Annotated in this window: 4 protein-coding genes and 1 pseudogene; 1 reads left to right on the plus strand and 4 read right to left on the minus strand. The window is 71.6% G+C overall.

The genetic code is table 11. The annotated features are described in order from the left end of the window. Nucleotides 1-60 precede the first annotated feature (60 nt). A complete protein-coding gene (locus tag QXH22_RS00005) occupies nucleotides 61-8,091 on the plus strand; it encodes a hypothetical protein (RefSeq protein WP_306274636.1) in 8,031 nt (2,676 codons plus the stop codon). A 311-nt stretch (nucleotides 8,092-8,402) separates the two neighbouring features. Here QXH22_RS00005 and QXH22_RS00010 read toward each other — a convergent pair whose 3' ends face one another. From QXH22_RS00010 to QXH22_RS30430, 4 genes and pseudogenes are all read right to left on the minus strand, one after another. Further along, the gene (locus QXH22_RS00010) at nucleotides 8,403-8,537 is read right to left on the minus strand and encodes a hypothetical protein (protein ID WP_306240723.1); all 135 of its coding nucleotides are present in this window, start codon (nucleotides 8,535-8,537) and stop codon (nucleotides 8,403-8,405) included. 91 nt (nucleotides 8,538-8,628) lie between these two features. Next, the gene (locus QXH22_RS00015; RefSeq protein ID WP_306240724.1) at nucleotides 8,629-10,443 is read right to left on the minus strand and encodes a PE family protein; all 1,815 of its coding nucleotides are present in this window, start codon (nucleotides 10,441-10,443) and stop codon (nucleotides 8,629-8,631) included. Nucleotides 10,444-10,594: 151 nt separating this feature from the next. Next, entirely contained in the window at nucleotides 10,595-13,138 is a 2,544-nt protein-coding gene (locus QXH22_RS00020) for a PE family protein (RefSeq protein WP_306240725.1), read from the minus strand. A gap of 1,311 nt (nucleotides 13,139-14,449) precedes the next feature. After that, nucleotides 14,450-14,743 (minus strand): annotated as a pseudogene (locus QXH22_RS30430) (PE family protein); the annotation flags it as partial. Nucleotides 14,744-14,789 lie beyond the last annotated feature (46 nt).

A 14,789-nucleotide genomic window follows, 5' to 3' on the forward strand; every position in this document is an offset into this window, starting at 1 on the left:
GGCAGCCTGCCCGCGTTCCAGGCTTCCCTGGGCGCCCTGAACGGGGCGTTCCAGGCGGCCTTGAGCGCCGCGTTCGCCGGAGCACCCGCGCTGACGGGCGCCCTGAATGCGCTGGTCACGGCGGGCCAGAACCTCGCCGCCACCTTCGCTGGTGCCCTGCCGGCGTTGGCTGCCCAGCTCTCCGGGGCCTTCGGGGCGACCCTGCCGACCCTGTCGGCCGCGTTCACCGGGGCCATCAACGCCGCCCTGTCGGGCAGCCTGCCCGCCTTCCAAGCGAGCTTGGGTGCCCTGTCCGGGGCGTTCAACGCCGCCCTGTCCGCCGCGTTCGCCGGAGCCCCGGCCCTGCAAGCCGGCCTCAACGCCCTGCTCAACGCCGGAGCCAACCTGGCCGCCAGCTTCACCGGCGCCTTCCCCGCCCTGGCCGCTCAGTTGTCGGCCGCGTTCGGAGGGGCCCTGCCCGCGCTCAACGCCGCCTTCTCCGCCACCCTGAGCGCCGCACTCAGCGGCAGTCTGCCGGCCTTCCAGGCCTCCCTGGGCGCCCTGAACACCGCGTTCCAGGCCGCCCTGAACGCCGCCCTGGCCGGGGCCCCGGCCTTCCAAGCCGGCCTGAGTGCCCTGATCACCGCCGGGCAGAACCTGGCCGCGACCTTCGCCGGCGCCCTGCCGGCCCTCTCGGCCAGCTTCACCGCCTCCCTGCCCGCGCTCAACGCCGCCCTCTCCGCAGCACTGAACGCCGCCTTCTCCGGCAGCCTGCCCGCCTTCCAGGCCTCCCTGGCCGCCCTGTCCGGCGCCTTCAACGCCGCCCTGAACGCCGCCCTGTCCGGCGCACCAGCCCTGCAAGCCGGCCTCAACGCCCTGCTCAACGCCGGAGCCAACCTCGCCGCCAACCTCGCCGCCGCCTTCCCCAACCTCTCCGCCGCGTTGAACGCCATGATCAACATCAACCTCGACCTGGCCGGACTCTCGGCGGCCTTGTCCGGGGCGCTCTCGGGCAGCCTCAACGGCCTGTCCGCGGCACTGAACGCGGCGTTCTCCGGTGCCCTGCCGGCGTTCTCGGCCTCCCTGGGCGCGATCAACACCGCCTTCCAGGGCGCCCTGAACGCCGCCCTGTCGGGCAGCCTGCCCGCCTTCCAGGCCTCCCTGGGCGCCCTGAACGGGGCGTTGCAGGCCGCCTTGTCCGCCGCCCTCAGTGGGGCCCCGGCCCTGTCCGCCGGGTTCAACGCCCTGCTGGCCGCCAGCCAGAACCTCGCCGCCACCTTCGCTGGTGCCCTGCCGGCGTTGGCTGCCCAGCTCTCCGGGGCCTTCGGGGCGACCCTGCCGACCCTGTCGGCCGCGTTCACCGGGGCCATCAACGCCGCCCTGTCGGGCAGCCTGCCCGCCTTCCAAGCGAGCTTGGGTGCCCTGTCCGGGGCGTTCAACGCCGCCCTGTCCGCCGCGTTCGCCGGAGCCCCGGCCCTGCAAGCCGGCCTCAACGCCCTGCTCAACGCCGGAGCCAACCTGGCCGCCAGCTTCACCGGCGCCTTCCCCGCCCTGGCCGCTCAGTTGTCGGCCGCGTTCGGAGGGGCCCTGCCCGCGCTCAACGCCGCCTTCTCCGCCACCCTGAGCGCCGCACTCAGCGGCAGTCTGCCGGCCTTCCAGGCCTCCCTGGGCGCCCTGAACACCGCGTTCCAGGCCGCCCTGAACGCCGCCCTGGCCGGGGCCCCGGCCTTCCAAGCCGGCCTGAGTGCCCTGATCACCGCCGGGCAGAACCTGGCCGCGACCTTCGCCGGCGCCCTGCCGGCCCTCTCGGCCAGCTTCACCGCCTCCCTGCCCGCGCTCAACGCCGCCCTCTCCGCAGCACTGAACGCCGCCTTCTCCGGCAGCCTGCCCGCCTTCCAGGCCTCCCTGGCCGCCCTGTCCGGCGCCTTCAACGCCGCCCTGAACGCCGCCCTGTCCGGCGCACCAGCCCTGCAAGCCGGCCTCAACGCCCTGCTCAACGCCGGAGCCAACCTCGCCGCCAACCTCGCCGCCGCCTTCCCCAACCTCTCCGCCGCGTTGAACGCCATGATCAACATCAACCTCGACCTGGCCGGACTCTCGGCGGCCTTGTCCGGGGCGCTCTCGGGCAGCCTCAACGGCCTGTCCGCGGCACTGAACGCGGCGTTCTCCGGTGCCCTGCCGGCGTTCTCGGCCTCTCTGGGCGCGATCAACACCGCCTTCCAGGGCGCCCTGAACGCCGCCCTGTCGGGCAGCCTGCCCGCCTTCCAGGCTTCCCTGGGCGCCCTGAACGGGGCGTTGCAGGCCGCCTTGTCCGCCGCCCTCAGTGGGGCCCCGGCCCTGTCCGCCGGGTTCAACGCCCTGCTGGCCGCCAGCCAGAACCTCGCCGCCACCTTCGCTGGTGCCCTGCCGGCGTTGGCTGCCCAGCTCTCCGGGGCCTTCGGGGCGACCCTGCCGACCCTGTCGGCCGCGTTCACCGGGGCCATCAACGCCGCCCTGTCGGGCAGCCTGCCCGCCTTCCAAGCGAGCTTGGGTGCCCTGTCCGGGGCGTTCAACGCCGCCCTGTCCGCCGCGTTCGCCGGAGCCCCGGCCCTGCAAGCCGGCCTCAACGCCCTGCTCAACGCCGGAGCCAACCTGGCCGCCAGCTTCACCGGCGCCTTCCCCGCCCTGGCCGCTCAGTTGTCGGCCGCGTTCGGAGGGGCCCTGCCCGCGCTCAACGCCGCCTTCTCCGCCACCCTGAGCGCCGCACTCAGCGGCAGTCTGCCGGCCTTCCAGGCCTCCCTGGGCGCCCTGAACACCGCGTTCCAGGCCGCCCTGAACGCCGCCCTGGCCGGGGCCCCGGCCTTCCAAGCCGGCCTGAGTGCCCTGATCACCGCCGGGCAGAACCTGGCCGCGACCTTCGCCGGCGCCCTGCCGGCCCTCTCGGCCAGCTTCACCGCCTCCCTGCCCGCGCTCAACGCCGCCCTCTCCGCAGCACTGAACGCCGCCTTCTCCGGCAGCCTGCCCGCCTTCCAGGCCTCCCTGGCCGCCCTGTCCGGCGCCTTCAACGCCGCCCTGAACGCCGCCCTGTCCGGCGCACCAGCCCTGCAAGCCGGCCTCAACGCCCTGCTCAACGCCGGAGCCAACCTCGCCGCCAACCTCGCCGCCGCCTTCCCCAACCTCTCCGCCGCCCTCAACGCCGCCCTGAGCCTCAACCTGAATCTGGCTGGTTTGTCGGCAGCGTTGAACGCCGCCCTGGGAGGCAGCCTCAACGGCCTGTCCGCGGCACTGAACGCGGCGTTCTCCGGTGCCCTGCCGGCGTTCTCGGCCTCCCTGGGCGCGATCAACACCGCCTTCCAGGGCGCCCTGAACGCCGCCCTGTCGGGCAGCCTGCCCGCGTTCCAGGCTTCCCTGGGCGCCCTGAACGGGGCGTTGCAGGCCGCCTTGTCCGCCGCCCTCAGTGGGGCCCCGGCCCTGTCCGCCGGGTTCAACGCCCTGCTGGCCGCCAGCCAGAACCTCGCCGCCACCTTCGCTGGTGCCCTGCCGGCGTTGGCTGCCCAGCTCTCCGGGGCCTTCGGGGCGACCCTGCCGACCCTGTCGGCCGCGTTCACCGGGGCCATCAACGCCGCCCTGTCGGGCAGCCTGCCCGCCTTCCAAGCGAGCTTGGGTGCCCTGTCCGGGGCGTTCAACGCCGCCCTGTCCGCCGCGTTCGCCGGAGCCCCGGCCCTGCAAGCCGGCCTCAACGCCCTGCTCAACGCCGGAGCCAACCTGGCCGCCAGCTTCACCGGCGCCTTCCCCGCCCTGGCCGCTCAGTTGTCGGCCGCGTTCGGAGGGGCCCTGCCCGCGCTCAACGCCGCCTTCTCCGCCACCCTGAGCGCCGCACTCAGCGGCAGTCTGCCGGCCTTCCAGGCCTCCCTGGGCGCCCTGAACACCGCGTTCCAGGCCGCCCTGAACGCCGCCCTGGCCGGGGCCCCGGCCTTCCAAGCCGGCCTGAGTGCCCTGATCACCGCCGGGCAGAACCTGGCCGCGACCTTCGCCGGCGCCCTGCCGGCCCTCTCGGCCAGCTTCACCGCCTCCCTGCCCGCGCTCAACGCCGCCCTCTCCGCAGCACTGAACGCCGCCTTCTCCGGCAGCCTGCCCGCCTTCCAGGCCTCCCTGGCCGCCCTGTCCGGCGCCTTCAACGCCGCCCTGAACGCCGCCCTGTCCGGCGCACCAGCCCTGCAAGCCGGCCTCAACGCCCTGCTCAACGCCGGAGCCAACCTCGCCGCCAACCTCGCCGCCGCCTTCCCCAACCTCTCCGCCGCGTTGAACGCCATGATCAACATCAACCTCGACCTGGCCGGACTCTCGGCGGCCTTGTCCGGGGCGCTCTCGGGCAGCCTCAACGGCCTGTCCGCGGCACTGAACGCGGCGTTCTCCGGTGCCCTGCCGGCGTTCTCGGCCTCTCTGGGCGCGATCAACACCGCCTTCCAGGGCGCCCTGAACGCCGCCCTGTCGGGCAGCCTGCCCGCCTTCCAGGCTTCCCTGGGCGCCCTGAACGGGGCGTTGCAGGCCGCCTTGTCCGCCGCCCTCAGTGGGGCCCCGGCCCTGTCCGCCGGGTTCAACGCCCTGCTGGCCGCCAGCCAGAACCTCGCCGCCACCTTCGCTGGTGCCCTGCCGGCGTTGGCTGCCCAGCTCTCCGGGGCCTTCGGGGCGACCCTGCCGACCCTGTCGGCCGCGTTCACCGGGGCCATCAACGCCGCCCTGTCGGGCAGCCTGCCCGCCTTCCAAGCGAGCTTGGGTGCCCTGTCCGGGGCGTTCAACGCCGCCCTGTCCGCCGCGTTCGCCGGAGCCCCGGCCCTGCAAGCCGGCCTCAACGCCCTGCTCAACGCCGGAGCCAACCTGGCCGCCAGCTTCACCGGCGCCTTCCCCGCCCTGGCCGCTCAGTTGTCGGCCGCGTTCGGAGGGGCCCTGCCCGCGCTCAACGCCGCCTTCTCCGCCACCCTGAGCGCCGCACTCAGCGGCAGTCTGCCGGCCTTCCAGGCCTCCCTGGGCGCCCTGAACACCGCGTTCCAGGCCGCCCTGAACGCCGCCCTGGCCGGGGCCCCGGCCTTCCAAGCCGGCCTGAGTGCCCTGATCACCGCCGGGCAGAACCTGGCCGCGACCTTCGCCGGCGCCCTGCCGGCCCTCTCGGCCAGCTTCACCGCCTCCCTGCCCGCGCTCAACGCCGCCCTCTCCGCAGCACTGAACGCCGCCTTCTCCGGCAGCCTGCCCGCCTTCCAGGCCTCCCTGGCCGCCCTGTCCGGCGCCTTCAACGCCGCCCTGAACGCCGCCCTGTCCGGCGCACCAGCCCTGCAAGCCGGCCTCAACGCCCTGCTCAACGCCGGAGCCAACCTCGCCGCCAACCTCGCCGCCGCCTTCCCCAACCTCTCCGCCGCGTTGAACGCCATGATCAACATCAACCTCGACCTGGCCGGACTCTCGGCGGCCTTGTCCGGGGCGCTCTCGGGCAGCCTCAACGGCCTGTCCGCGGCACTGAACGCGGCGTTCTCCGGTGCCCTGCCGGCGTTCTCGGCCTCCCTGGGCGCGATCAACACCGCCTTCCAGGGCGCCCTGAACGCCGCCCTGTCGGGCAGCCTGCCCGCGTTCCAGGCCTCCCTGGGCGCCCTGAACGGGGCGTTGCAGGCCGCCTTGTCCGCCGCCCTCAGTGGGGCCCCGGCCCTGTCCGCCGGGTTCAACGCCCTGCTGGCCGCCAGCCAGAACCTCGCCGCCACCTTCGCTGGTGCCCTGCCGGCGTTGGCTGCCCAGCTCTCCGGGGCCTTCGGGGCGACCCTGCCGACCCTGTCGGCCGCGTTCACCGGGGCCATCAACGCCGCCCTGTCGGGCAGCCTGCCCGCCTTCCAAGCGAGCTTGGGTGCCCTGTCCGGGGCGTTCAACGCCGCCCTGTCCGCCGCGTTCGCCGGAGCCCCGGCCCTGCAAGCCGGCCTCAACGCCCTGCTCAACGCCGGAGCCAACCTGGCCGCCAGCTTCACCGGCGCCTTCCCCGCCCTGGCCGCTCAGTTGTCGGCCGCGTTCGGAGGGGCCCTGCCCGCGCTCAACGCCGCCTTCTCCGCCACCCTGAGCGCCGCACTCAGCGGCAGTCTGCCGGCCTTCCAGGCCTCCCTGGGCGCCCTGAACACCGCGTTCCAGGCCGCCCTGAACGCCGCCCTGGCCGGGGCCCCGGCCTTCCAAGCCGGCCTGAGTGCCCTGATCACCGCCGGACAGAACCTGGCCGCGACCTTCGCCGGCGCCCTGCCGGCCCTCTCGGCCAGCTTCACCGCCTCCCTGCCCGCGCTCAACGCCGCCCTCTCCGCAGCACTGAACGCCGCCTTCTCCGGCAGCCTGCCCGCCTTCCAGGCCTCCCTGGCCGCCCTGTCCGGCGCCTTCAACGCCGCCCTGAACGCCGCCCTGTCCGGGGCACCAGCCCTGCAAGCCGGCCTCAACGCCCTGCTCAACGCCGGAGCCAACCTCGCCGCCAACCTCGCCGCCGCCTTCCCCAACCTCTCCGCCGCGTTGAACGCCATGATCAACATCAACCTCGACCTGGCCGGACTCTCGGCGGCCTTGTCCGGGGCGCTCTCGGGCAGCCTCAACGGCCTGTCCGCGGCACTGAACGCGGCGTTCTCCGGTGCCCTGCCGGCGTTCTCGGCCTCCCTGGGCGCGATCAACACCGCCTTCCAGGGCGCCCTGAACGCCGCCCTGTCGGGCAGCCTGCCCGCCTTCCAGGCCTCCCTGGGCGCCCTGAACGGGGCGTTGCAGGCCGCCTTGTCCGCCGCCCTCAGTGGGGCCCCGGCCCTGTCCGCCGGGTTCAACGCCCTGCTGGCCGCCAGCCAGAACCTCGCCGCCACCTTCGCTGGTGCCCTGCCGGCGTTGGCTGCCCAGCTCTCCGGGGCCTTCGGGGCGACCCTGCCGACCCTGTCGGCCGCGTTCACCGGGGCCATCAACGCCGCCCTGTCGGGCAGCCTGCCCGCCTTCCAAGCGAGCTTGGGTGCCCTGTCCGGGGCGTTCAACGCCGCCCTGTCCGCCGCGTTCGCCGGAGCCCCGGCCCTGCAAGCCGGCCTCAACGCCCTGCTCAACGCCGGAGCCAACCTGGCCGCCAGCTTCACCGGCGCCTTCCCCGCCCTGGCCGCTCAGTTGTCGGCCGCGTTCGGAGGGGCCCTGCCCGCGCTCAACGCCGCCTTCTCCGCCACCCTGAGCGCCGCACTCAGCGGCAGTCTGCCGGCCTTCCAGGCCTCCCTGGGCGCCCTGAACACCGCGTTCCAGGCCGCCCTGAACGCCGCCCTGGCCGGGGCCCCGGCCTTCCAAGCCGGCCTGAGTGCCCTGATCACCGCCGGGCAGAACCTGGCCGCGACCTTCGCCGGCGCCCTGCCGGCCCTGTCCGCCAGCTTCACCGCCTCCCTGCCCGCGCTCAACGCCGCCCTCTCCGCAGCACTGAACGCCGCCTTCTCCGGCAGCCTGCCCGCCTTCCAGGCCTCCCTGGCCGCCCTGTCCGGCGCCTTCAACGCCGCCCTGAACGCCGCCCTGTCCGGCGCACCAGCCCTGCAAGCCGGCCTCAACGCCCTGCTCAACGCCGGAGCCAACCTCGCCGCCAACCTCGCCGCCGCCTTCCCCAACCTCTCCGCCGCGTTGAACGCCATGATCAACATCAACCTCGACCTGGCCGGACTCTCCGCCGCCCTCAACAGCGGCATCACCGGCCTGGTTAACGCGGGTGGAGCACTGTCGGCGGGCCTGGCCTCGAGCCTGTCCGGCTTGACCCAGACCGGCGCGGTGATCACCAACAACCTCCTGGCGGCGCTGACCGGCAGCGGCCAGACGGGTGCCACGGTGGCCGGCATCTGGCTCAACGCGCTCAACCAGGCGGCCGCGGTCTTCAACAACGCCCTGGGCGCCAGCTTCGGGGCCAGCCTGTCGGGATTCGGTCAGACCGGCGGAGCCCTTGTCGCGGGCTTCGAGAACGCCCTGGCGGGCCTCACGCAGACCGGCGGAACACTGCTGACGTCGCTCAACAACGCCGGGTTGGGCCTGAGCGCCTCGATTCGCGACATCCTGCTGAACCTGCAGCTGGCGCTGCAGGCCGCGCTGAACGCCAGCTTCGGCGTCTCGGTCGGCACCTAGAATCTGAGCCCCCGACGACGCGGCACCGGAAATCAGGCGGCAGCTTGACGTCCGGTGCCGCGTCCTTGGGTCGCAAGTCCAGACCGCTACACCGCGGCGGCGCGCCGGGAGTAGCGCTGCAACGCCGATCGCGCTCGAGCGACCACCTCGGCTCCGTCGCGTTCGGACTCACCGTGGGAGTCGACGCGCTCCATGCGCGGGCCTACTGCAGCGCAGTCAGTTGACCGGGTTGGAGCAGGATAATTTCCCCTTCGGTCTGCGGCCGGTGCAGGAACGCAACGTCATTCCCCGGCGCCGAGCCGAGCAAGCAATCACGTCACGTAGCGCAGGCTGAGCCACGGTTGGGTCCAGTCCCCTACTCGGCCCCAGTGATCCAGTACGTCGTCGAACAGTTGCGCCGCCGCAGCGGGATCACCGTGCACGGCACGAGCTGCGGCAGCCTCCATCGACGCGATGCCGGACCACCCGGAATTCTGTACATCCCCGGCCGGGCTCGCCGCCTCGTCGAAGAGGGCCCGTGCCCCCGCTTCGGAGGTATCAGGCCGCGGTGTTGGTGTACGCCATTGATTGGGCAACCTGCTGGGGCAACGTGTTCAGCAGGAACGGAATTATCCCGCCGAACTCGGTCCCACCAAGCGGCACGGTGATGTCCGGTAGACCCGGAATCGGCAGTATCTGACTCAATTCCGCCGTAGCCGTGATGCCGTGCGGCGGAACAAGAATGCCGGTGAAGGGCAGGTGAGCGGTAACCGGGATGGTGACGGGAAGGCCGAGCAGCGTCAGAGTCACCGGCAGCGGCTGATCGAGCAAAACCTCACCGTTGAGGAAACCGTTCAGGATAAATGCCGGGGTATTGCCTATCGCGTTAGCCGCTCCCCACAGGTTGCCGGTGGCCAGCGAGCCTGAGAAGGCGTAGGCACCCTCCGCCAGCCCGTTCAAACCGGCGAACGGCGGGCCCAGGATGGCGAAGCCGAGTTGCAACGGCAAACCGAAAATGGCCTCGCCGGTCAGACTCGGAGGCAGACCCAGCGTCAGCGCGAAGTCCGCCGAGACGCCTGCGTTGGTCAGCGTGTTGATTCCGTTGGCGATGTTCTGCGCCATCATCCCCGGTATCGAGCCCGCCGGGATCAGGCTGGCGGCTCCCTGTACCTGCTGGCCAAGCGCCGTCAGGATGGGCAGCAGAGCTCCGGCCGGACCTTCGACCCCGATCGGTCCCGAGATCACAACGGAAGGCGGCAGAGCCACGTCCACCGTGATCCCCAGACCGCTCGTGTCGAACCCGGTGATGAACAGGTCAACGAGCGAGCGCGCCCCGTACTGCACCGCCTGGGAATACTGGCCCTGCTGTATCGCCAGGCCGGCCAGGTTCAGGTCCCGCTGGAAGGTCGGGAACGTCTGCTGGATGCCCTGGCCGAACTCCGACAGTTGCGTGCCCAGCGTGGTGTAGAAGCCGGTGGTGCCGTTGACGAACGCCTGAACGCCGACCGCCGGGTTGATTCTCGAAGCTTCCTGCAGAGCGAGCTGGAAGTTCGCCGGCACATTGCCCGGGAAGCCCTGGAGGTTGAGGGCGAGCGCATTTCCGGCCAACTGCGCGTAGTGGGCCTGATTCACCGCGATCTGGTTCAGGATCGGGAACGGGCGATAGTTGGCTCCGAGGTCACTCAGATTCCGGACGGTGTTGTCGAAAAGGACCTGATACGGGTTGGGGTAGGCCGCTACGCCGGGGGTGGCGACCTGCGGGAACAGCAGATTCTGCAGAGAGGTTCCCAGGCCCCCGATGATCGGGCCCAGCTGTCCGGTCGCCCCACTGAGCTCGCCGAGAACCGACGTGAGGGTGGTGGGCGACAACAGCGACGGCACCGACGGCAGAACGAAGTTGATGCCGCCCAGGTTGAACCCCCCGGTGCCGCCGGTCAGCGGGCTCAGGAGACCACCGAGCAACCCTTGTCCACCAGTGGTGGTGGTTCCGCCGGTGATGCCACCGCCCAGCAGGCCGCCCAGCAGCCCGCTGAGGGGGTCGGTGGGTGCTGCCGTCGGCATACCGGACGTGCCACTCAGCAGAATCCGCTCGACGTTGGCGAGTTCGGCGTCGACGTAGGCTGCTGCCCCGCCGTTGAGGAGGCGGATGAACTCGGCATGAAACGCCGCCGCCTGGGAGTTGAGCGCCTGGAATTCCTGTCCATAGGTTCCGAACAGTCGCGAGATCGCTGCCGAGATTTCGTCTGCGGCCGCCTGGGCGATTCCCGTCGTCGGCGCAGCGGCTGCCTCCGCAGCCGAGCCGACCGACGAGCGAATTCCATCCAGCTGCCCGGCAGCCGCGGTCACGAGATCCGGCTCGATCACGAATGACATATTCAACCCCCGTCGAAGTACACCCGATGTAGCCGCGGAGGTACCCGATTCAGGGAGATCCCAAACCTCAGTTCAGCAGGTCAGAGTGAGGCACTGGTCACTGCGGTGAGACCGTCGAATTTGAATACAAACGGCGTTCGTGGAGCAGTGGTCACGCGATGGCGTTGGCGAGCTGCGCGGGCGCGTAGCTCAGCAACGCGGGGATGATGCCGCCGGCAGGTGTGCCGCCGAGGGTGATGGAAACCTTGCCGATGACCGGGGCGTCGACGACGGCAACCAGCGGCCGCAGAGGCGCCAGAATACCTCCGACGGGTATGTCGAGCGTCACCGGAATGCCCGCCGTGGCCGACAGCGGGAGCGCCAGCGGAAGCTCGGCCTCGCCGTTGAGGAAGCCGTTGACGATATTGGCTGGGGCACCGACCAGTGCGGTCGCCGCCGCCTGCACGTTTCCGGCCCGCAAAGCATCGGTGATGGTCGTGGCGCTGTCCGCGAACGCGAGTGCGGTGGTGATGGGAGACCCCACCGCGTTGAGAGTCATCGCGAGCGGCAGTCCGACGGTGGCTGACCCGGTGAATTCCGCAGTATCGATCGTGAAGGCGATATTGGTGTCCAGCACCGTTCTGACCACATTGGTGAAGTTCTGCGCGATGTTGCCCGGGATGGCCAACGGCGGGAACAGGTCTCCGATGGTGCCGAGCAGCTGAATGTTCGCGAAGTCACTGGCGTTGATGCCGCTGACGAACAGACCCACCAACGCACCCGCCACGTCGCCGGCCCGCAGGCTCGCAGGCACATTGGCCAGCCCAATCGTGAAGTCCCGGGTGGCACTGGTGAGCGCCGTAAAGGTCAGCGACGCGTAATTGAACTGGTTGGTGAGGAACTGGTTTAGGAATGGCACGGGATCGGCCAGCCACGTATCGCCGATGCTCTGCAGGTTGGCGCGCGTGTTGTTCAGCAGGTCTTGATATGGCCCCAGAGGCGAAGCGGTGCTCGCAGCGGAGTAGGACATCGCGGCCGCACCTGGTGAGCCGCCCGTGCCGAACAGCCCGTTGGTGCCGGGGTTGCCCGGAACTCCCGCGGCGCCTCCGCCCGGGGTTCCACCGGGACCGGCTGCGCCGCCGGCGCCGCCGGTACCGAATAACGTGGCATTACCGCCGTCACCGCCGTTGGCACCGGTCCCGCCTGATGCGCCAACGCTTCCGCGGGGTCCGCCGCCTCCACCGGCCCCGCCGTCACCGCCATTGCCGTACAGCAGTCCGCCATCGCCGCCGACGCCGGCGGTGCCGCCGGCACCGCCCTTACCGAGGGTGGAACCGCCTACTCCGCCGGTACCACCGGCCCCACCTGCGCCACCGTTGCCGACCAGCAAACCGGCGGTGCCGCCGTTACCACCCGCGCCGCCCGCGCCGCCGGCGAGGGCAAGGAAGCCGCTGCCGCCGGCACCGGCGGCGCCGCCGGTGCCACCGTTACCGAACAAGCCGGCATTACCGCCGGCACCACCGTCGCCGCCGGCGCCAGCTCCGCCGATACCGCCGGCCCCACCTGTGCCGCCGGCCCCACCGGCCCCGCCGTTACCACCGAAAAGTCCGCCGCTGCCACCGGCCCCACCGAAGCCACCACTGAGACCGATGACGTTGGCAACGGCAACGCCGGCGCCGCCGGCCGCGCCATTCCCGCCGGAGCCGTAGAGCCCGACGCTGCCGCCGCTACCGCCGGCCGCGCTGGCGGCGCCACCGGCCGCACCGCCATTGCCACCCTGGCCAATCATGGTGTTTCCGCCGGCACCACCCGCACCCGCAAGGCTCGAGCCGCCGTCGCCCCCGTCGCCGAAGAAGGCGTTACCGCCGGCACCGCCGGCCGCTGTGTCACTGGACGCGCCATTGCCGCCATTGCCGAACAGACCGCCGGCCGCACCCGCCTGCCCGGACCCTGCGCCGCCGTCACCACCGTTGCCGTAGAAGACTCCCGCACGGCCCGCGGTGCCGCCGGTCGGGCCACTGCCGCCGTTGCCACCGTCACCGAACAGCACGGCATTCCCGCCGGCACCGCCGGCTCCGGTCCCGGTCGCGCCGACGCCGCCGGCACCGCCAGCACCGCCATTGCCGAACAACAAACCACCGGTTCCCCCGGCGCCGCCGGCCCCGCCAGCCGCCGCTCCACCGCCGCCGGCCCCGCCGATGCCGCCGTTGCCGATCAACCCCGCGGCTCCACCGTTGCCGCCGGCGCCGCCCGAGGGCCCACCCGCACCGCCGTTGCCGCCATTGCCGTAGAGGAGCCCGCCCGGCGCCCCGTTGGTTCCCGCGTTCGACCCGGTCCCGTCCTGGCCGTTGGCGCCGTTGCCGATCAGCGGGCGACCCAACAGCGACTGGGTGGGCGCGTTCACGGCGTCGAGCACGGCCTGCAGCGGTGACGCATTGGCCGCCTCGGCCGCGGCGTAGGCCGCCGCACCGCCGTTCAGCAAACTCACGAATTCGGCGTGAAACGCTGTCGCCTGGCTGTTGAGCGCTTGGAACTGCTCGCCGTAACTGCCGAACAACTGCGAGATGGCCGCCGATATCTCATCGCCCGCAGCAACGGCCAGACTCGTCGTGGGACCCGCCGCGGCCGAGGCTGCCGCGCCCAGTGCCGTGCGAATCCCTGCCAGATTGTCCGCTGCGGCTGTAACCAGATCAGGCGTAGCAACCAAATACGACATAGCGGGCTCCCCTCGCTGCACTGCGGTGTTCACCTGACGGTCATCAGGGCACGAGGCAGCCTAAAGCCGACGCATATCGCTGCGTGGCAAAACCGACGGATTCACACCGGAACCTTCGACTGCTCATCAACAGGAGCGTCTTGGCGCACCCGATCACACCGGCGGCAGCGGCGGGATCACCGGCGCCGGACCACCGAGTGCAGCGGCAAGGCTTCGGGGCAGGAAGTCCAGCAGGCCCGGAATGAGGCCACCGATCGGCGTGCCGGTGACGGTCGAGTTGAAGGTCAGGCCCGGGACACCGAGAAGTCCGCTGGCGTCCACGAGCGCGGTGTACGGCGCGGCAGGAACGAGCAGCCCGCTCAACGGAAGATTGAGGGTGGTTGGGGCACCCAACGCCTCTATCGTGATCGGCAGGGTCAGCTGACCGTTGAGAAACCCATCCGCAAAAGCCGCGGGCGCGCCGAAGACCGCCGCCGCCGCCCCGAATGGGTTGCCGCTCTGAATTGCGGTCGTAAACGTTGTCGCGCTGACGGCCAACGCGTGGAGGCCGTTCGCCGGGGCACCCAGCGCCTCGATGCCCAGGGCCAGCGGCAGTCCCATGTGAGCGTCGATCGTGACCCCGAGACCGAACGGGCCGTTGGGGTCGACGATCAGTCCGACCGTCGAGGTGACACCGGTATCCGTCAGGGTGTTCACCACATTGGTCAGATGCTGCGACACCTGCGCCGGGATCGAGCCCGCCGGCAGCAAGTTGGTGAAGTCCTGCGCCATCTGACCGGGAATGGAGAAGATCGGCAACAGGTCGCCGACCGCGCCAGTCGGCGTCACGGCGATGACACCATCGGCGCCGGTGACGGTGTTGAAGCCCGAGAAGAACGGGTTGAGGAACCCCCCGCCGATGAGTTGCAGGCCACCGGTGACGTCGCCGACGGCGAAGGCCTGCGAAGCAGCCTGGAAGCTCGACGGCAGCGCGCTGAACCCGGCGACGACGTCGTTGCCGGCATTCTGCAGCGACCCGGCGACAACCTGCGCGAAACCGATCTGCTGGTCGACGATCCCCTGCACCGCCGCCAGCGGGTTGATCGTCGGAAGCGCGGACAAACCGGCCTGGATACTGGCCGGCGCATTCGCCAGACCGGTCAGAATCTGAGGCCCGTAACCCGACAGGTTCGCGGCCAGCTGGCTCAGAACCGGCGCGGGACTGGCGGCCAGCACGCCACCAAGAGCCTGCAGGTTCCCGGCTGTGTTCGCCAAGAGCGCCTGGTACGGCGCGGCCACCGCGTCCGCGAACCCCGCTATGCCCGAACCGACCAGCGGCTGCGCGCCGGCCGCCTCGGCATTCGCGTAGGCGCCCGCACCGGCATTCAGCAACCCCACGAACTCGTCGTGGAACGCCGTCGCCTGCGCGCTCATCGCCTGGAACTCCTGGCCGTGCGTTCCGAACAGTTGCGCGATCGCCGCCGAGACCTCGTCCGCACCGGCAGCCAGCACCGACGTCGTCGGACCCGCGGCTGCCGTCGTCGCCTCGCCCAGCGCCGAGCTGATTCCGGCCAAATTCTGCGCCGCTGCCGCAACCAACTCCGGCGCCGCCACCACATACGACATATCCATCTCCTCACTAGCCCGTTAGTGACCGGCGGTCATCCGCCGC

This window comes from Mycobacterium sp. TY814, assembly GCF_030755175.1.
In the GTDB taxonomy this organism is placed as follows: domain Bacteria; phylum Actinomycetota; class Actinomycetes; order Mycobacteriales; family Mycobacteriaceae; genus Mycobacterium.